This window comes from Romboutsia sp. LXY-2, assembly GCF_056171995.1.
The window spans coordinates 95744-115909 of record NZ_JBKFGI010000011.1; the positions used below are offsets into that span (position 1 = coordinate 95744).

17 protein-coding genes are annotated in these 20166 nt (G+C 27.6%); 3 read left to right on the forward strand and 14 right to left on the reverse strand.

Annotated features, from left to right (window positions below):
* Positions 1-62 precede the first annotated feature (62 nt).
* On the reverse strand, positions 63-2246 hold the full coding sequence (locus tag ACI48P_RS16450) for an adenosylcobalamin-dependent ribonucleoside-diphosphate reductase (RefSeq protein ID WP_475217714.1): 2184 nt from the start codon (positions 2244-2246) through the stop codon (positions 63-65).
* Positions 2247-2515: 269 nt separating this feature from the next.
* Here ACI48P_RS16450 and ACI48P_RS16455 point away from each other — a divergent pair, with 269 nt between their 5' ends.
* From ACI48P_RS16455 to ACI48P_RS16465, 3 genes are all read left to right on the forward strand, one after another.
* Positions 2516-2710, forward strand: a complete 195-nt coding sequence (locus tag ACI48P_RS16455) for a helix-turn-helix transcriptional regulator (protein WP_475217717.1) — start codon at positions 2516-2518, stop codon at positions 2708-2710.
* Positions 2711-2712: 2 nt separating this feature from the next.
* Entirely contained in the window at positions 2713-3171 is a 459-nt protein-coding gene (locus tag ACI48P_RS16460) for a DUF6773 family protein (protein WP_475217719.1), read from the forward strand.
* A 240-nt stretch (positions 3172-3411) separates the two neighbouring features.
* Positions 3412-3627, forward strand: a complete 216-nt coding sequence (locus ACI48P_RS16465; RefSeq protein WP_475217722.1) for a PF20097 family protein — start codon at positions 3412-3414, stop codon at positions 3625-3627.
* A gap of 143 nt (positions 3628-3770) precedes the next feature.
* Here the strand turns inward: ACI48P_RS16465 and ACI48P_RS16470 are convergent, their stop codons facing one another.
* The 13 genes from ACI48P_RS16470 to ACI48P_RS16530 all read right to left on the reverse strand — a co-directional run bounded on the left by ACI48P_RS16470 (position 3771) and on the right by ACI48P_RS16530 (position 20063).
* Positions 3771-4334 carry a class I SAM-dependent methyltransferase gene (locus ACI48P_RS16470; protein WP_475217725.1) on the reverse strand — a complete coding sequence of 188 codons (564 nt, stop codon included), beginning with the start codon at positions 4332-4334 and terminating at the stop codon, positions 3771-3773.
* A gap of 22 nt (positions 4335-4356) precedes the next feature.
* The gene (locus ACI48P_RS16475) at positions 4357-4788 is read right to left on the reverse strand and encodes a VOC family protein (protein WP_475217727.1); all 432 of its coding nucleotides are present in this window, start codon (positions 4786-4788) and stop codon (positions 4357-4359) included.
* A 233-nt stretch (positions 4789-5021) separates the two neighbouring features.
* On the reverse strand, positions 5022-5354 hold the full coding sequence (locus ACI48P_RS16480) for a hypothetical protein (RefSeq protein ID WP_475217729.1): 333 nt from the start codon (positions 5352-5354) through the stop codon (positions 5022-5024).
* Between the two features lie 135 nt (positions 5355-5489).
* Positions 5490-5933, reverse strand: a complete 444-nt coding sequence (locus ACI48P_RS16485; RefSeq protein WP_475217731.1) for a hypothetical protein — start codon at positions 5931-5933, stop codon at positions 5490-5492.
* A 173-nt stretch (positions 5934-6106) separates the two neighbouring features.
* A complete protein-coding gene (gene helD / locus ACI48P_RS16490) occupies positions 6107-8344 on the reverse strand; it encodes an RNA polymerase recycling motor HelD (RefSeq protein WP_475217733.1) in 2238 nt (745 codons plus the stop codon).
* A gap of 138 nt (positions 8345-8482) precedes the next feature.
* Positions 8483-9376, reverse strand: a complete 894-nt coding sequence (locus ACI48P_RS16495) for an SPL family radical SAM protein (RefSeq protein WP_475217734.1) — start codon at positions 9374-9376, stop codon at positions 8483-8485.
* Between the two features lie 171 nt (positions 9377-9547).
* Complete coding sequence (locus tag ACI48P_RS16500) at positions 9548-10060, reverse strand: YcxB family protein (protein WP_475217736.1); 513 nt, start codon at positions 10058-10060, stop codon at positions 9548-9550.
* Between the two features lie 240 nt (positions 10061-10300).
* Positions 10301-11047, reverse strand: a complete 747-nt coding sequence (locus tag ACI48P_RS16505) for a class I SAM-dependent methyltransferase (protein WP_475217738.1) — start codon at positions 11045-11047, stop codon at positions 10301-10303.
* Between the two features lie 238 nt (positions 11048-11285).
* Positions 11286-12032 carry a GNAT family N-acetyltransferase gene (locus ACI48P_RS16510; RefSeq protein WP_475217739.1) on the reverse strand — a complete coding sequence of 249 codons (747 nt, stop codon included), beginning with the start codon at positions 12030-12032 and terminating at the stop codon, positions 11286-11288.
* Between the two features lie 219 nt (positions 12033-12251).
* Complete coding sequence (gene cspC / locus ACI48P_RS16515) at positions 12252-13925, reverse strand: bile acid germinant receptor pseudoprotease CspC (protein ID WP_475217741.1); 1674 nt, start codon at positions 13923-13925, stop codon at positions 12252-12254.
* Between the two features lie 9 nt (positions 13926-13934).
* Positions 13935-16685 carry a S8 family serine peptidase gene (locus ACI48P_RS16520; protein ID WP_475217742.1) on the reverse strand — a complete coding sequence of 917 codons (2751 nt, stop codon included), beginning with the start codon at positions 16683-16685 and terminating at the stop codon, positions 13935-13937.
* Between the two features lie 629 nt (positions 16686-17314).
* Positions 17315-19129 (reverse strand): glycerophosphoryl diester phosphodiesterase membrane domain-containing protein, encoded by a 1815-nt coding sequence (locus ACI48P_RS16525; RefSeq protein WP_475217746.1) that lies wholly within the window; start codon positions 19127-19129, stop codon positions 17315-17317.
* Positions 19107-20063 carry a helix-turn-helix transcriptional regulator gene (locus ACI48P_RS16530; RefSeq protein WP_475217748.1) on the reverse strand — a complete coding sequence of 319 codons (957 nt, stop codon included), beginning with the start codon at positions 20061-20063 and terminating at the stop codon, positions 19107-19109. Before ACI48P_RS16530 ends, ACI48P_RS16525 begins: the two co-directional genes overlap by 23 nt.
* Between the last annotated feature and the right edge of the window lie 103 nt (positions 20064-20166).

Consider the following 20166-nt stretch of genomic DNA (forward strand, 5'->3'; position numbering starts at 1 on the left):
TAATACCCAGACTTCTTTTTATATACTCTAAGTATTATCAGGATTCTTATCTTTAATACTACTTAATTGCACTTACTATAACCACACTGCATACAAATAGCGCAACCACCTGTAGGTATTATTGCTTCATTACCACACTCTGGGCAAACAAATCTTTCACTTTCATGTTCTTTATTACTATCTTTATTATGTTCAGCATTACTTTCCTTCTTAACTTCTTTTACATTTTTCTCTTCTGTCTTTTCTTCGCTACTTTCTTTATCTTCACTTTTCTTGTTCTTATTTTTATCGTTTAATAGTACACCACTTCTCTTACATCCATCACGATATATTGTTATTCCCTTAAGATTATTTTTCCAAGCTAACATATATATATCGTAAACATCTTTAGGAGTAGCTTGATAAGGAAGATTTATTGTTGATGAAATTGATGCATCAATGTATTTTTGCCAAGCATTTTGCATTTCTATTCTTTCTTTAGGGCTTAAAGTCATAGCTGTTACAAAGATGTCTGGTAGATCTTTTTCATCTATTAAATCCTTCACATCCATGTATTGTTCAACTATTGGAGTGTATACCTTGTAATATACATCCTTGTCATGTAGTGTCTCTGTCTTTCTTGTGTAGGACGTATTAAACATTGGCTCTATTCCACCACTTATTCCAAGCATTGTTGAAATTGAACCTGTTGGTGGTATTGTAAGTATTTGAGAATTTCTAAGACCATATTTTTCAACTAGTTCTTTAACATCTTGCTCTACGTTATTTTTGAAGAACTCTGAACTAAATAAGGCTTCTTTGTTGTAATTTTCATAAGTTCCTTTTGCTTTTGCTATCAGTGCTGACTGTTTTACTGCCGCATTTAGCATTGTTTTTGATAAAGTTTCGCAAAGGTCTATAGCTTCTTTTGAGCCATATCTTATGTTTAGCTTTATCATCATATCAGCAATTCCCATTACACCAAGACCTATTTGTCTGTATTTACCTACTGTTTCTTTTTGCTCTTTTAATGGATGTAAATCTAGTCCTTCTTCTAATACTTCATTAAGTGCTACTACACTTTCATGGACACAGTCTTTAAATTTCTCTATATCAAATATTGCGTTATCTGTAAATGGTTCTACTATAAATTCAGATAAATTTATTGAGCCCAATAAACAACTACCTCCTGCTGGTAATGGCTCCTCCGCACATGGATTAACTCCTGCATATTTAAATTCTTTATCTTCACTTAATAAATGATTTTTCTCAATGTGGTCCCAAAATAGTATTCCTGGTTCTGCATAGTCCCAGTTGTTTACTACTAACTTCATGAAAAGCTCATAAGCATCTACTACCTTACTTACAACTTCACCCGTTGAGTCTACTACAAATTTACACTCATACTTTTCTTTATTTTCAACAGCTTTCATAAACTCATCATTTATTCTAACTGATATATTTGCCTTAGTTACTCTTTCTAAATCTGTCTTTATATCTATAAATTCTCCAATATCAGGATGATTAACATCCATTGATATCATTAATGCTCCTCGTCTTCCTCTTTGTCCTATTAGCCCTGTTGTCATACTGTATAAATCCATAAAGGATACTGCACCTGTAGTTGTCTTAGCTGAGTTATGCACAGCTGATCCTTTTGGTCTTAGTTTTGAAATATCAAAGCCTACTCCTCCACCATAGCTAAAGGTTCTTGCTAGTCTTTTAGCTGTGTCAAAGATACTTTCTATACTATCTTCAGGTGGTGTTAATACGTAGCAATTTGAGTAGGTTACTTTTATACCTTCCTTTGGCAATCCTCTATTTGCTAATATTCGCCCTGCAAATAAGAACTTTCTCTCTTTTATTAGCTTTGCTATTTTCTTATTGCCTCCAGATATTCTTTCTATCCATTCGTTGAAAGACTCATTGTTGTATTGATATTTATTGCTCCATATGGATTTTTGAAGTTCGTCCATTTTCCATTTTGTACTTCTAATATCTGATCTTTTTTCTCTGTATAAGATGTATTTTTTAGCTACATCTTTTCTATTTGATTCCATAAGTAATAGCTCTACAGTATCTTGAATTTCTTCTACTGTAATTTCATCTTTGCTATTTATAAGGTCTTCTATTTTTAATGATATTTCTTCTGCAAGATTAGCATCTATGCCGTGTTTGCTGTTGATAGTTGATTTATAAATAGCGTTAAAAACTTTGTTACGGTTGAATATTTCTTTTGTGCCATCCCTTTTTACAATGTATTTCATTTATGTCTCTCCTATCTTAAATGATTCGTATAAGATTATATTACCCAAATAAAAATCTTTTTTACCAAGTATATTTTTGCTTATTATTTATTTATTTTCGATTTTCTAAATTCAAATATTCACTTAATAATTTATTAATTTATATAGAAAATTTCAATATAAACCAACTTCATTAAAAGAGTTAAATGAATATTTTATAAAACAAAATGCAATATATAGTTTACTTTTTGTAATTTATATCATATCATATGTAATATAAGGAGGTTTATATGAAGAATAAAAGAATGAAAATAGCTCGTATCGAATGTGATATGAAACAAGACGATTTAGCCAAAGCAGTAGGGGTAACAAGACAAACTATAGGATTAATAGAGTCAGGAAATTATAATCCTACTCTAAATCTTTGTGTTGCAATATGTAAGGCTTTAGGGAAAACCTTAGATGATTTATTTTGGGAGGAATAGTTATGAAAAATATTAAAAATCAAGATGAAAGAATTTTAGCTCAAAAAAGAAGAATCCAAAGTGATGGATATCAATTATTAGTTTATGCATTATTAATATCAATAGTAATTCAGCAGTTCTTTTTACAAGCTCCACCTAGCCAGTTTATGGGTGAGCTTTTATGTTTAATAGGTGCTGGGATTTATTTTATGATTCGTCATTTAAACCTTGGTGATGATTTTTACTGTGATAATAATGGTTCAGGCAAGCGCCTTTTTAAGAATGCTTTAGTTTCTGGAGTGGGAACTATTATTATTTATGCTTTTTTAACTGGTGAAAGAGATGTATGGAACCTTTTAAGCTTCTTTTTAATATATACTGTTTTCATTGGTGGTGGTACTTATCTTATTTATTATGTAAGTAAAAAGAAGAAGGATAGGATTGAGGAAGAGCTTGATAGAGAAGAAGATGATATTGATTAATATATTTTATAATAGTAAAAGTGACCTATAAATTATTAGGTCACTTTTCTTCTAAACATGTAGCTAACCAAATAATACCTTCTATAACGTGCTTTTGTGTAGTTTCAAATCCTACTAATTCGATTTCATCTTTAAGTTCTTATAGTGTGCGAAATTATGCTTATGTTATAATAAATCAAAGCATATTCATTTTTATTTACAATTGATGCATATTTACATATAAATTTAGGGGGAATAATTATGCAATGTCCATACTGCAATAATGAAATGATTTTAGGAATTATACGCGGTAGTAGAGAATCAATCAAATGGGTTCCAAAAGAAAAAGATAAGGGCGTGTTTATAAATACTTTTATAAAAGGAATCACTATATTAGAATGGTATGACTCAAAGGTAGAAGGCTACTATTGCAGTGAATGTAATAAGATAACTATTGATTTACCTAAAAAATTATAATAGATTACCAATTTTCTGTATGAAAATCCGAGAGTATTACTATTGTGATACTCTCAGTTCTGTTTAACAATATACAATCCTAATCATTATTCTCATACCATAGAGCCTCTTTTTATACAAATAGTTAACTTGGTTTACTATATCTATTTTCTCCATAAATACCTAATAAACTTTCTTTGATCTATTTCATATAATTTTTTATTTTCTAATCTATGTCTATCTAAAAATAAAAAATCATTTTCTTTTAATATATCTGATTCAGTAATATTTGGGTTATCATTAGGAACTTCTCTAAAGCCATTTACCCACAAAATCCCATCTTTTTGAATATGATTCATTATATTACTATATAACTGTGGATTCAATCTATAATGATTGATTATAACTACATCAAAACTTCCTAAATTAGCAAATATATCATCTTTAGATAAATCTACCATTTTGGTATCTATATTGATTTCCTCATTTTTTACAAAGTAATTCAACCTATTTAGAGCTTCTTCACAAAAATCAATAGCAATAACTTCATATCCTAATCTTGATAGATAAATAGCATTTCTTCCATCTCCACAGGCAATATCCAATATTTTACCTTCCTTTGGAAAACATGAAAGGTCATCTTCTAATATTTTTTCATGCCTCATAACTTTCAATTCTCTAGTTTTAAATCTATTATTCCACCATTCACTATCACCCATATACTTCATTTTCTATACCTCTCTTTTATCCTTAAAAAACAAGCATCCCTTTATCATCATATTTAAAGTTTGGTCCCCATGCTACCTCCCAATAATATCCGTCTAAATCTGCAAAATACCCATGATATCCTCCCCAAAAAACATCTTGAGGTTCTTTAACTATTTTTGCACCAGCACTTCTAGCTTTTTCAATAACCTTATCTACATCTTCTTTATGCTCCACATTATAAGCTAAGGTAATTCCACCAAATCCGTTAGAAATCTTCGGCGTATTTTCTTCGCTAATATCTTTTGCTAATAAATCTAGTGGATAAAGCTCAAACTTAGTTCCTGGTGTATTAAAAAATATTACTTCTGGATTATTACTATTTTCATCTGTTTCAAATCCAAGCTTGTCTCTGTAAAAGTTTATAGCTTTCTCCATGTTTCTTACCCCTAAGCATATACATGTGATTTTATTCATAGTACCATCCCCTTTTTATATTTAAGTTAAGTTTAACACATGATGCTTTAATAGTTTTTTTGTTTTAGAGTGCTTATTTCTATAATATTAAAATAATTATAAAATAGAAATAAACAAAAAACTCATAATATTTTCTTATCATGAGTTTTTTTCTGTAATATTTATTAATTATTATCACACTATTTTTATTATAATAGGCTACTTCTATTCATCTACTCTTCTTTTATTAAATGCTATCTCTTAATTAATTCTACATTTTCATCTGCAAATACAGTCATACCTATTTTTAGCTCAACTTCTGCACCGGTAAAATTGCTGCCTGTTATATATACTGCGCTTGGTCCTTCATCACTCTCTATTACTCCTATAGTCCCCTCAACTTTTTTAGAATCTTTATCTGATTTATCTTCTGAATAAACAAGGTATACTCCCTCTGGTATATCTGCACCAACTTCTAGAGACTTCTCATTAGTTACAGTATATTTTTCTACTTTTGAACAACCTATACTAAATATAGATATTAATATCGAAATTACTAATAATAATACTTTTTTATTTCCTTTCAAATTTTAATCCCCTTATTAATTCTATATTTAATAGTTCTTCACAGGTTATAAGAATCCTTTATATATAGTTTATAACTGCTAGGTGGTTAGATATTAAATCAAAAGTATTTTATCTAATTTGAAATATTATTTACATTACTTAATTAATTGCTTAGTCATTAATAATGATGTATTCGCACTTTTATATTGAGATATTGCATCTATTAAAAAAGTTTGATTACGCTCTGGGTCTTCCAGGTATAGTCCTATACCATTGATAGCTAGTCCATATAATGAAGCTGTATATATTACAACTGCAGATTCTCTATTGCTAAGTAAGTCCGTGTCTTTAATATTATAATAAGCATAGTTCATAGTCATAATCTCTCCAAGCCTAGTTCTAATAAAAGTTAAAGTCTTACCTTCATTATCTTTATCATATTTACAGTTTATTATATTATTGATAACCATATATAATTCACCATCTATTGCAGAAAGCTCATTAATTGATTTTATTGTCTCAGGTTTTGCTTTATCTATTGCATATGAAGTTGTAGTGAAAAGCATCACTATTACTAATAATATACTTATTTTTTTCATTTAATTATCCTCCATTACATCATTGTATATAGTTTTTTCAAATGATTGATAAATTATTACTTATTCTTGAGTTTAATTTTTTAAAATAAAAAAATCCAGCAAATTATTGCTGGACTTTACTTATATTTCTTTATACTATTTTTATCTTTACTAATTTTTATCTTTACTAATTTTTAGCTCTTTAACAACGAGGTAATTTCCCCTAAATGATATAAGTTTAGAACATGAAGAGCCCTTGTACAACAAGTATATAAAAGTAGTCTCTCATCATCACTGCTATAATTATCATTACTTGCATCATATATAAGAACCACATCAAATTCTAGACCTTTAGCTAAATAAGAAGGTATTATTATTACGCCATTGATAAATGCATCATCATCTTTAGTTATAGATTTTACATCAATATTATTGTTTTTTAAGGAATCATATAATTCTTTAGTCTCTCTTGCTGTCTTAGTAATAATACCGATAGATTTATAATTATCTTTATGGACTTTTATATCTTCAATTAGTTTTGCCTTCATTTTATTTTCATCATTGAAACTAATAACCTTAGGCTCATCACCATGTCTTTCAACATAGTCATCATTTATATTCTCTCTAAGAAGATTTCTTGAAAACTTAGTGATTTCCATAGTTGAACGGTAACTTTTTGTAAGATTTATTATACAAGTATTATTCTTAGATATGTTGTAAATATTATTATAATCTCCAACATTCATAAATGGATTAATTGATTGATTTATATCTCCTAGTATTGTCATATTTGCTGAACTAAAAAGTTGATAAAATATTTCATATTGTAACGGTGTGTAGTCTTGTGCTTCATCTATAATTATATACTTAATTTGTGATGTATTTGGAGTATCTCCAAGTGCTCCTTTTAAATATAAAAGTGCAACTTGATCTTCATAAGTAAGTATTTTTGCATTTAAATTGTCTATTGTGTAATCCTTTATATTTTCTATTAGTTTATTATCATATTCAGGATTTATTTTCTTTGTAAATTTACCTAATTTATAAAATAGGTCTTTATAAGCATGTACTAAATTAAAATAGGTCATTTGAGAAATTTTGTTATATTCACTTCTTAATTTGCCTTTTACTATTGCTGTACTTTTTTCTCTCATTTCTTCTTTATCTATAAAATCACCAGAAGCGAAAAGTTCTTCATATAATTCTTCAATCCAAGCTTTTTCATAGGGTTCAATAAGAAATTCTAGCCTTGATCTTAGTTTTTCTAGCCTTCTTTTTACTGGTAAATTTGAGTAGTCATTAAAGAATAGATTTTTTATTTCTTCTGATGATATTATTAATTTACCTCTTACATTTATATCCTTAAAGTTTCTTTCTTTTGTCTCTACATAATTAATATATTCTTTTAAAATCTTTACAAAATCTACTGATGTTTTAAACTTAATACTTTTAATTCTATCTTCATAAGTTAGCTTTTCTTTAGAATCTAATATATATTCCATCATCTCCATAGCTGTTTCTTTATTAAATTCTTTACCTAACTCACTATGCATATAATCTTTAAAGGTTGTTTGGAACATGTTATCTTCCCCAAGTTGAGGTAATACATTTGAAATATAGTCATTAAAAATATTGTTTGGAGAAAATATTATTATATTTTCAGGGGTTACTGTTTCTCTGTGTTTATATAGTAAATATGCTATTCTATGAAGTGCAACAGAAGTTTTACCACTTCCAGCAGCCCCCTGAACAATTAAATTTTTATAGTTTTCATTACGAATTACTTGGTTTTGTTCTCTCTGAATACTTGTAACTATGCCTTTCATTTTATCATCAGAGTTTTTGCTTAAAAGTTCTTGCAGTACTTCATCATCAATACTTAGATTGCTATCAAACATATAATCTATTTTTCCGTTGCTTATTTTATATTGTCTTTTGCCAGTTATTTCACCAGAAATCATGCCTTCTGGACACTCATAGCTTCCTTTACCAGTCTCATAGTCATAAAACATGCTTGAAATAGGTGACCTCCAGTCATAAATAAGGAAATCAAAATCTTCATCAATAAGGTTTGATAATCCAATATAGCATTTTTGATTAAAGTCCTCATTATCTTCAACAAAGTCAATTCGACCAAAATAAGGAGATTTAAGCATTTTTTCATACTTGTCTTCAAGTTTTTGTGTAAACTCATGGCCTCTTTTTTGATATTTCATAATGTCCATAAAAGACATAAAGTCAGAAAGTTGATCTAATCCATTTGCTACAGAAACAGATCCTAAGTCATTCCAAAGTTCTCTTTGTGTTTCTAATGCTTCTTTTTTTAATCGTTCTTTAGCGTCTCGCTTTTCTTCTAGCTGCTTTTTTGCCTCTTTAAGAACTTTTTCTAGCCATTCATTTTCTAATTTCCATTCATTATTATTTAGACTCATGTATTTCCTCCTTAATAGTATAAATTGACTAATTTTATCTACTATACCAATTATATAGAAATGTATATATAATCAAAGTCTAAAAAAATATAATTATTTGTGGTATAATTATAGTGGGATAGAAATAAACTCTTTTTCTTAGGTAAAAAAAGATATTTGAGTACCATTAAAATAATCAAATTTTTCTTTCATGATTTTTGAATAACTATTACAGATTCCGTACTTATCTTTTATTTCATTTACATTTTTATATAACTCATCTTTGTATTCTTGACCTGCTGACCCCGTTTCATATAATTCATTTAATAGTTCATAAAAATCAGGTAATTCTTCTTTGATAAACTTAAAGAATTCTTCTCTTGTCTTTCCTCTTAAATAAAGTGTTCCTGGCAAAACATAGCTTACATTACTTTCTTTTGCATTTTTATATAAACATTCTAGATTTTCATAATTATCATTTATATAAGGAATTATTGGCATAATATGTAAACCTGTTGAAGCATTAGTTTTTGAAAATTCTTTTAGCATCTCAAATCTTTTTGCAGATTCTAATCCATTAGGTTCTATTTTTCTTCTTATATTTTCGTCCATAGTTGTAATTGTAGCTGCAATATTTACATATGTAATATTAGATAATTCATCTATTAAATCATAATCCCTTAGAATCAAATCTGACTTTGTAGAAATTATACATGGTGTTTTATATTTAATCATTAGTTTAAGTATTTCTGGCATTAATTTATAGTATTCTTCTATTTTTTGATAACTATCAGTAACCCCTCCTATATTTACTACCTCTCTTTTCCAAGATGAACGACTTAACTGTTCTTCTAATTTTTCCACTATGTTTGTTTTTACATATATATCATCAAAGTATTTATTTGAGCCTAGATAATTATGTGAGTACATTGCATAACAGTATTTGCAGCCATGTACACACCCCCTATATATGTTCAAATCCCAGGAGTAAGGCATCTTCCTTTTAAGTTTATTACAGGCTTCATTACAAGTTATTTCTTTATAGTTTGCCATATCTTTAAACCCCTTTAAAATAATTTAAAATAAAAGGCCTATCTATAAAGATTAAGCCTTCTTGTCTTTTGTAATATTTTGTATTTCTAATATAGACTATTTATATAAACCCTAACCTGACCTAATATGTTAATCATAAAATCACATCCTAATCAGTTTTTATTAAACATATTAACTATTTTTAAGGGCTTCAATAAGTTCTTTTTCCGCTTCTTCATCTAAGTGTCTTCTTGGTATTATTTCAGCTACAAAAGCACTTATATATATGAGAATCATATCATCATAAACTTTTATATCTTTAATACTTTCTAATGCTATTGTTTCTGAGGTATAATCGCCTTTTACTATTATGTCTCCATCAACAATTTCTAAACTTTTACTTCCAAATATTGATGAGTTATCTCCTTCACTTAAAAGTTTATTAGTTTGTTTCACTATTAAATTTCTATGTTGTTTTGGATACGTAAAAATCCAAACAACTATAAAAATTATAGCTACTATAATCCAAAACTGACTAGGCTGATTAAATATACCTGTTCCTATAAAATATAATGGTACAGAAAATACTATTGGCAAGATATATCTAAGGATATTAAATGTATTTTTCTGTGATTTAGAATTTTCTAGATGATGTAAATTAAAATTTATGTAGTCATCTTTTGTTATTTCAAAATTTATTTTCATTGATACTCCCCCATCCTTTTATTAATAACTATTCTTAATTATATTATAAATTTATCACAAGTACAATTAAGCACATAAATATAAGGAAGATCATCTTTTATTGACATACCTTCCTTATCTGAATATATTGTTAGAATTTACACAGTCGTAAACTTTTCTTTTTTAATTAATTTGTCTATTTTTAATTAACTTATCTCTTTCTTTTCTATTACATATTTTCTTGGTTTCTTATTGATTAATTTATTTATTATTAATTATTTTTCTTGCTGAAATTAATAACATCATCGGTCTACGCAACTCATCCTTCATGCCATCAATTTCTTCAAGCATTTTTTTTGGTGGAGTTGGTTCAATAACTTCTTTTATTATAAATCCACATTTTAATAAACCATTTATGTATGTAGTTAATGTTTTGTGATATTTGAATACATCTTCACCTAAAAAATTACTTTCTCTTTTTCCTTCATAAAAATAGTTATCTACTGGCCAATGTAATATTTCTTCATTTTTATCAGTATACCATTTTTGATTTCCATAGGCTGTAAATATTGGATGCTCAACAGAAAATACAAAATCTCCATCATCTTTTAAGGTATCATATATTTTTTCACAGACTTCAGAGAAATCTTTTACATAATGCAAAGCAAGAGAGCTTATTACAACATCAAAGTATTCATTTTTAGTTTCTAGGTTCTCTATTGTTGAATTTATATATTCTATAGATTTATCTCCATTTATTTTTTTAGCTTTTTCTAACATTTTTTCTGATGAATCTACCCCAACTACTTCTTTTGCATTATTCTCTATAGCATATTTACAGTGCCATCCAAACCCACATCCTAAATCTAATACTCTTTTATCTTTAAAATCGGGTAACATCTTCTTTAAAGTCTCCCACTCACCAGCACCTTGTAAACCATAAACTGATCTTGACATTTGACTATATTTCTCAAAGAATTTTTCATCATCATACTTGCTATTTATCATAAAATATCTCCTTTATTTTTACAGTATTATATATTTTAATTCTATACTAATTGCTGTATATTTATCTAGTCCAAAAATATTTCTGTATAGTTTATAAATATTTTCATACTACTTTTTAACGAAATGGATTATAATACCTTAAGATATAAAAATACTCCATAAATAAAAATGTTATGGAGTATTGATATAGTATATTATCCTTATTAAATTTAAATTTATACTGTTTAGACTTATAGTCTTAATTTCCTAACAGCTTTTTCAAATTACCTTCATTTAATAAACTAACTGTCTCAAACTTACCATTATAATAAACAGCCCAGTTGTTAAAAATACAAGGAAGAGACTTTGCTTTTTCTAAAGTATCTACTTCTATAAGCTCAACAGATATATTACTTTCTTCACAATAATTTTTTACTTCCTTGATACAGTTTGGAATATAAGGGCATTGTATTCCATAATATATAGTTAATTTATTACTTTCTCTGTTATCTCCCTTTATACTTTCAGAAAAATAAGGACTTGTTCCATCAAAAGATAATGCCAAAAGTTCATAGTCTCCTATTGTATCGACTACTTTAAAACCATATTTAGTCATAAATTTTTTATCACTTAAGTATGGCTTTTTCTTTTTAGAACTTAAGATACAGATCCCAGACTTGCCTTTTTCTTTTGCATCATTTATACAATAATTAAGAAGAGAATTTGCATATCCTTTTCCTTTAAATGAACCTGATACCCACATACAGTAAATATATAAGTAATTATCCCCATGTATAGGTACCCAAGCAGTTTCAGTAGGAGCATATTCAATAAACACTTTCCCTTTAGCATCTAGTTTACGAAATACATGACCTTCTTTTATTCGATCTTTTAGCCACTGTTTTTTTGTACTAACTCCCTGTTGATGCTTTTTATCTGAAATAGCACAGCACAAGTGCTGACTTTCAAGATTATCAATAGTTATATTTATAAATTGTTCATCCATAATTCTCCTCCAAAATATTAGTAATAATGTTACATATTAGTATTAATTTCTATACTAGAGTATTCTTATCCTTTCTAAAGCTCAAGTCAGTTTATATACCGGCTAATATCTAATTATAATATAATCTTTAATATATGGACAAAAAAGTCTTAGCCTAATTTATTTAAGCTAAGACTTATATTATTAAATATTTTAAGATAAATATATACATAGCATATTCTAAAGATACTTAGATATAGCCTTTATTGTTCCCTCAAAATCTACAATTCCATATCCTTGATAAGTATTTGGATAATTATAAAGCTCCTCCTTCGTTGCCCCAAGCATTAAATATGTTTTCAAAATATGTGTGAATAACTCTCTTGTTTGTAATGGCTTTTTTTGTCTTATATACTCAATTATAAGCGCCAATAATCCTGCCACTAAAGACCCACTTATACCTGTCCCAGTTGCCATAGCGTACCCCTGGTCAATATATGTTGATATTATATCAACTCCTGGAGCTACAAGATTCGGCTTTGTAAGACGTCCTAACAAAGAACCTTTTGATGACCCAATCCACATACTATTAATTCTATCATTATATGCACCTATAGTTATTACTCTTTCTGTTAGTGCATATAATGTTATTGTTGAGTTTGCACTTGAATCTATAAACCTTGTATTTGCATCTATTATATTTTTATTAGGAAGATATATGTTATAATCCCCTGTTATGCTAAGCTCCGGAAACAATCTTAAGGTCCAAATTCCTGGTTTTACGTTATCTATACTTATTTTTAGCTCTTGATTTCCCGAAAAAATCCATGGATAATCAATATCAATTCTATATGTTGAGTTTGCTAAATTAAATTCGCCTTCGTAAATAAACAAGTCTGGTGCATATTCTGCTGTAAAGCTTATTTCTCCAGATGGCGATATTAAATTTGCTCCTATCTTACCAGGACCTGATGGCGATATGGTAATATCAAGAGCTCTTTGATTTCCAACTTGTATTAATATATCTTGGTATTCTTGATTATTTATAAAGCGTCCTTCAAAATGTATATCTGTATTTCCCTCATTTCCTGCACCACTTACTAATACAACACCAACTTCCCTTGTTTCAGAAAATGTATCTAATAAATTGGTTATTACTGAACTCCTTGATCTATCTGCTACAGTAATATTTATAATAATCATTTTATTCTCTCGTTTAGCTACATTTAAAACATATCTTATACCTGCTAAAAAATCCGAGTCAATATAGCTTATTTTGCCTTCTTTATAAACGCCCTCGTGTTGATTCAATTTTACTACTACTAATTCACTATTAATAGCAACGCCTTTATATCTTTGATCTAATCTTCCACTTCCTGAAGTTATTCCAGCAGCCATGGTTCCAGTTCCTATAATATCTTTACTTAAGTTAGAATCATTCTTTAATATTGCTTCATTTATATCGTCTCTAGTAAATTCACTCCCATATATCATACCTTCTGGAGGATTTTTCTTATCACTTTCTTGATCCCATATACTTACTATCCTAGATGTCCCATCTTCCCTTATAAAATCTGGATGTAAATAGTCAATACCCGAGTCTATTATTGCTATAAGTACACCTGATCCATCAAGATTTATATATGGATTTCTATGTATAAACTCTGTTTTGGCTGCATTTGTTACACTTTCTCCATCTATAATTTCATCTTGTAATTCAATTAAAGAGCTTAGTGGCATCTCTATCTCCCACCAGGTAATTTCTTTTATTTTATCTAGTATAGTATCCTCAAACCCTTCTGGTAAATATATTATTGCTAACTTTTCGTTTAAAATCATAAACTTGCTAATACCCTCTTGGTTTAGAGCATTAACTATATTACCTTGATAGATTATAGTATAGGATATTTCCATAATCTCCTCCTATCTAATTTGCTCAAATGTATTTCGCACATTTAAATAGCCAAATCCATATAAATTGTTTGGGTATATAATATCATTATCTCTAGTAGCTCCAATCCTAAGATAGGTTCTTATCTTTTGAACAAATCCTTTATCTGGATATATATTTTCTGATAATAAATATTGTAATAATAATGCTACACACCCTGATGTATAGGATGCCGCCGCAGCTGTACCCGTAATCATAGCATATTCATTGTCTGGGTATGGTGCTACTATATTAACTCCAGGTGCTAGTATATCTGGCTTTTGATGTCCAGATATAGCCGGACCTCTTGATGTCCCCTGCCATAAGCTATTATTTATAATATTATAGGCTCCAACTGTTATATTATCTTCAATCGTTGATGGATAGGTTGTAGTTTGGTCTGGATCCGGATTTAAAAATCTAGTTCCATCATCTATAAAGGCTCTATTAGGCAAATATACGTTATATATTCCATTTGTTATATATTCCCCTTCTAATCGTATTTTCCAAATTCCCTTTTTTAGGTTGGTCAACTTTATACTTATCTGTTGTTGTCCCGAATAACTTGTTGGATAAATATTTGTTATTTCATACTTAGTTTGTTCTATATCTAATAAACCTGAAATAATGCTATAATTTGATAAAACATTTTTTCTAGTGAGTTCGCCAGTAGGAGTCATAATTGAAGCCTTTACAATATCTGGCTTATCCATCCAGATCTGAATCTGGATTTCTTCTTCATCATTTGTCAAAACAAAATTCACTTCTTTTGTATCTCCTTTAAATAATATTTGTCCTGTGGTATGGGTTTGAGTATCTCCTTCATTTCCAGCCGCTGTAACTGTACAAATTCCTCTAATATAAAATGTATCCTCAAATATTGCTCTTGTGTATAAGCCTGAATAGCTGATATTTCCATATGATTCATTTATGACTATAGGCATTTTATTTTCTATTGATTTTTGGATTGCATACTGGTAAGCTGCAAAATACATTGCATTATTATAGCTTCCATTAATCTTATCCATTTTAACTACTATCAAATCAGAGTCTTCTGCTATTCCTTTATACTGACTATTTAGGTTTCCAAGCCCTGAACATATACCTGCATTCATGGTTCCACTTCCATCTTCATCAAAGGATAAACTACCATCATTTTTTGATATAGCTTCATTTATCTGATTCCTAGTATATTCAGTTCCTATAAAATATCTATTTGGAGGATTTCCTTCTTTTGTTTGATCCCACAAGAATAATATTTTTGATGTTCCATCAGGATATATAAAATCAGGATGCAAATAATCTATACCACTTCCGATTATTGCTATCAAGACTCCTCTTCCAGTTAAGGACAGATTCGCATTATTTTTCAAATAATTTGCTCCTATTTCTTCATTTGCATTTACTCCATCATTAGTTCCTTGAGATATTTCAGATAGTGAGGCTAACATTACTGTAGGCTCATAACTGATGACAGATGGCAAAGATATAGCTTTTAAAACTGTATTATAATTATTTTCATTTATGAATATTACTCCAAAGTTATCACATATTTTATAAAACTCTATTTCCTTAGATATTAATTTCATCTCTTCTTCAAAATTTCCCCTATGAAAAATATTAATTCCATTAATATTTTTAGGTCTTCTTGATAAACTATAGTTTGAATTTTTCAATTCACTTTTTCTTTTCTTTGTCATTTTAGTTTTTTTTCTGTGTTTATAACTATTTAGTTTATTTATCACTAAAAATTTTTTTAGGTTAAGCTCTGATAAGTTTAAAGATTCATACCTTACCAGATTTTTTGGATTTATTATTTTTTCTGAGGCTCTTATGGATTTTAGGATGAGCTCTTTTAGCTTTATTGAATATAAAACTGGATCATTATTATTTATTACTCCCCATTGTAATAGTAATGAACATATTCCTGCTATATGTGGAGTTCCTGCTATTACCCTTGATTTAGTATGAGAAACTAAAAATGGTACAACTATATTATTTTTCCCAAATAAACACATATCCTCAAGATATTGTTCAAACAAAGATGTATTTCTATGGTACTTTTCATTAATAGTATAATTAATACTTATTGCTACTGGCATTTTAAGCTCTATAGACTTATTAATTATAAATTTTATTGCCCTCATAATTTCTGTACTTTTAGCACTATTATCTTCCTGGTTTCCTACTCTCACAAATATTAAATTTGCTTCGTTTGCTATTTCTGAGCATATTGAAGCTATACTAGTTCCATTGTCACTAGTTGAATAAATTGGAGTATTATCTTTATTATTTATTACATGGTTAATTGCATTATTTATATCATCATTATTATATATCATGCCTTTTTTTAATTTATAGAGTGGTGTATTAATCACAGATTGATCATAGTAATAAAGTATCTTTGATTTACCATTAGCATCTTTAAAAACTGGAAGATTATAATCTATACCTGAGCTTATTATTCCTAATAATGTACCTTTACCGCTTAGTTTATTCCTATTTTTAAAGTTATTAATTTCAGTATTAAATAATATTTCTTCTTCTTTCATATCCAATATAAATGGCTCTTCTATTTGCTCAACTTGAGGATGATATAAAAGGCTCTCAATATTTTCTACAGATGGTGATGTCATAATTGCATATGATGGGCTTAATATTTCTATATCTACATCTGATTTTTTCTTTATATTTAAAATATCTCCATTATATTTTATTACTACTTCATATTTTATATTAATCACCTCGTTACGTTAATAATATGTTTTAATATTTATATTCATTTGTAATGAAAGAAATTATTAATTTAAAAAATCAATAGTTTTAAATTCACATAATTTGTCGCCATATTTTCTAAAACTTTGATCCTATATACCTAAAACATAGTAGATTAATATTTATTACATAAAAAAACCGCATCACTTATTTGTGATACAGTTTAAATATTTTAATATATTAAAATTCATTTTCATGTTCTTTAAAGAAGTCATAGTATGTACGCACATTTTCTAAGTCTGTCCATTTTTTAATATAAACTGGACATTCATCAAGATCATATATTTTAGCATCTTTCATAGCAAGCATAAATGGAGAATGGGTCGAAATAATAAATTGTTAAATATATCATTTTTTATTCTCCCTTTAAATTTTATATAAATAAACCATATCCTTTACTGACAAATTTAATTGATAGCAAAGAAAAAAAGCACTTCATCAGTCAAAGATTAGTGCTAATTTCTCATAATTAATTTTTATTTGCTTAATCAGTCCCCATGCTTACGAACACTTCTTTACATTTGCCTTTTCTATCTACAAGATAAAACAAGAAAAATTTATATTATTTATTCATAACCATTAATTGCCTTTTATATCATTATTTTTTAGTAAATAAAGTATTAGCCACTTTATTTATATATCCATTTTTCTTCCAATATATAGAATCCGTAACTAAATATGGGTTATCTGTAATTATACTATCAACGTTTAAATCTATCATCTTATCTATTAGTTTACTATTATTAACAGTCCATACAAATATTTGTTTACCCTTATTGTGTATCTCTTCAATAGTTGCTTTATTTACAAACGTAGATTCAATACCATATATATCAACATAATCCCAATCATAAAGACTTCCATAAGCTACTGCTGTTAGATAACATGTTACTATATCCTTATCTAATTCTTTAACTCTTTTTAATACATTTTGATCCATGGATGCTATAATACACTGATTATCAATCTTATTAGCTTTAATCAACTCTAAAACTCTTTGACTTATATCATCCTTTTCATGACCATTGAGTTTTATCTCTATTACTAGTTTTATTTTTCCTTTAGAATGATCTATTATTTCCTGAAGTGTTGGTATTTTCTCTCCAGCAAAATCTGAACTAAAATAGCTTCCTGCATCGTAGGTTTTAACCTCATCATAATTAACTTCCCAAGTATTTTTATCTACACCTGTAGTTCTTTTAAAGTTTGAATCATGTATTATAATTAACTCTTTATCCTTTGTCTCTTGAACATCTATTTCTATATATTTTGCGCCACTATTAATGGCTTCGTCAAGTGCTGCTAATGTATTTTCCGGTGCTCTTGCCGCAGCTATCCTATGACCTGTAGCTGTTGTGTTATAGAAAAATGATGTATTGAATTGATCATTTTGAGTTAAATATGAAAACCCTAATGATTCCATTTGAAATAAAATTAATATCACTATTAAATTAAAAATAGATTTTAGTACTGACTTTTTATTTTTGTTAATACTAGTTTTATTAACACTAATCCCTTTATACTCATAGTACAGTGATGAAATAATACCAAGACTAATTATAGCATTAAGTATCATTGAACCAACTACTGCATATTCATTAAACATAAAGCATCGATTTATAAATATACTTTTTAGATCAGTATTATAGTCATAATGTCTTGGAATATAATATTTTGTCCACAAACCTATTAATATAATTGCGGCTTTATAAATTATGTATCCTATAATTGAAGTTAATAGAAATAGTCCTATAGAAATTAGAATTATCTTAATATATTTACCCTTAGTAATTCTTATACTACTCTCTCTAGCTTCTTTAAAGTTAGTTGTTGATAATGCGATTTCATGTATACTAAAAATCCACCTAATAACTAATATATATAAAACCAACATAACCGCAAAATAAATTATGTTTAATACTTGATTAGAACTGATATAATCTAGTATATAATCTGGCAACTTTAATTTTCCTATAAAAGTAGAGGTTAAAGTTAAATTAGTTAGTGGAATTATAAGTAATACAAATAGTAATAATAATATGTTTTTTAATTTAAGTATTTGTATACATCTATTTATTGATATTTTAATAAGTTCAAACACTCCAATATTTTTACAATGGATAGACTCATTAAAACATATAATCATTGAAACAAATTCAAACAATATGTAAAATGCTAGTAATACAAATATTAATAAAATTAAAATTACTGATATTGGATTGGTTAATAACTTTGTAATATTATCTGCATTTAAATATTTTATATTAGAGCTCACTAATGATATATCTAATATATATTTATAAATCGGAATCATAAGTAAAATTATTAATTTGTGAAATAGCTGAAATAAAATTAATGTACTAAAATTATACTTTATCATTAAAATGAAATTATTTAAAATTTTGTTCTTCATGATTTTCTCCATATATTTTCAATAGTTTTTGTATACGATTAATAAGTTCTACACGTATATCTTCTGGTGATAAACATTCACATTTATCCCCAAATCCCATTAATATATTATATCCTAAATCATCAGGTACAAACGGAAATTCTATTATAAATTTATCTTCTCCATAAGATTTCACATTATTTTCTCCACATCTTTCAACCATATATTCCCTAAGAGACCAATCAACTAAAAGTTTAATAGTAACAAGTTTTTTATCTATCCATCCACTTCCGTCTAATGGTTTTGATTTAAACTCCCTAGGTGTAAATGTAGATTCTAGTATTTCAAGATTTGATATTCTAGATAATTTAAATACTCTAAAATCTTCTCTTAAAGTACAATATCCTTGTAAATACCAGTTATTTTCTTTTAGTATTAATTTATACGGTTCTATACAACGTTTATCTTTCTTTCTATTTGAGCCATAATATTCAAAAGATAAATGTTTGTTATCATTTAAAGCTTTCTTGATTTTTTCAATATTAAATTTAAATTGATCATTTCCCATCCATGTAGTTAGATCAATAGTTATTTGATTTGATTTTAATTCTAAATTTTCAATCTCTTCTTTAGGAATTAGACTTTTAACTTTTTCTAAAGTGCCTTTAATCTCTTTATTTGATAAGGTTGTGGATACGCTAGAAATCCCCATTAAAAGCGTTGAAATATCTGATGTTGTAAAGAATTTTTTATCAACTTTATATTCTTCCATTATACTAATTCCACCATTAACTCCATTATAGGTTGTTATTGGTATACCTGCTAAAGATATTGTCTCTATATCTCTATATATAGTTCGAGGGCTAACCTCAAACATTTGTGCTAACTTTATAGCACTAACTCTTTCTTTGTTAAGTAATACCATAATAATAGATATAATTCTATCAATTCTCACTTATACATCCCCCTAAAACCTATATTTAAAATTTATATATAACCTTGACATACTGCTGTCAAATTTACTTTGATATATTTAACTTGTTACAAACAATATATAA

Coding starts and splice junctions, on each gene's coding strand:
- ACI48P_RS16510 (WP_475217739.1), bottom strand. CDS start 12,032: ATGGATGAACAATTTATAAATATAACTATTGATAATCTTGAAAGTCAG.
- ACI48P_RS16485 (WP_475217731.1), bottom strand. CDS start 5,933: ATGAAAAAAATAAGTATATTATTAGTAATAGTGATGCTTTTCACTACA.
- cspC (WP_475217741.1), bottom strand. CDS start 13,925: ATGGAAATATCCTATACTATAATCTATCAAGGTAATATAGTTAATGCT.
- ACI48P_RS16470 (WP_475217725.1), bottom strand. CDS start 4,334: ATGAAGTATATGGGTGATAGTGAATGGTGGAATAATAGATTTAAAACT.
- ACI48P_RS16450 (WP_475217714.1), bottom strand. CDS start 2,246: ATGAAATACATTGTAAAAAGGGATGGCACAAAAGAAATATTCAACCGT.
- helD (WP_475217733.1), bottom strand. CDS start 8,344: ATGAGTCTAAATAATAATGAATGGAAATTAGAAAATGAATGGCTAGAA.
- ACI48P_RS16465 (WP_475217722.1), top strand. CDS start 3,412: ATGCAATGTCCATACTGCAATAATGAAATGATTTTAGGAATTATACGC.
- ACI48P_RS16500 (WP_475217736.1), bottom strand. CDS start 10,060: ATGAAAATAAATTTTGAAATAACAAAAGATGACTACATAAATTTTAAT.
- ACI48P_RS16495 (WP_475217734.1), bottom strand. CDS start 9,376: ATGGCAAACTATAAAGAAATAACTTGTAATGAAGCCTGTAATAAACTT.
- ACI48P_RS16505 (WP_475217738.1), bottom strand. CDS start 11,047: ATGATAAATAGCAAGTATGATGATGAAAAATTCTTTGAGAAATATAGT.
- ACI48P_RS16475 (WP_475217727.1), bottom strand. CDS start 4,788: ATGAATAAAATCACATGTATATGCTTAGGGGTAAGAAACATGGAGAAA.
- ACI48P_RS16525 (WP_475217746.1), bottom strand. CDS start 19,129: ATGAAGAACAAAATTTTAAATAATTTCATTTTAATGATAAAGTATAAT.
- ACI48P_RS16455 (WP_475217717.1), top strand. CDS start 2,516: ATGAAGAATAAAAGAATGAAAATAGCTCGTATCGAATGTGATATGAAA.
- ACI48P_RS16460 (WP_475217719.1), top strand. CDS start 2,713: ATGAAAAATATTAAAAATCAAGATGAAAGAATTTTAGCTCAAAAAAGA.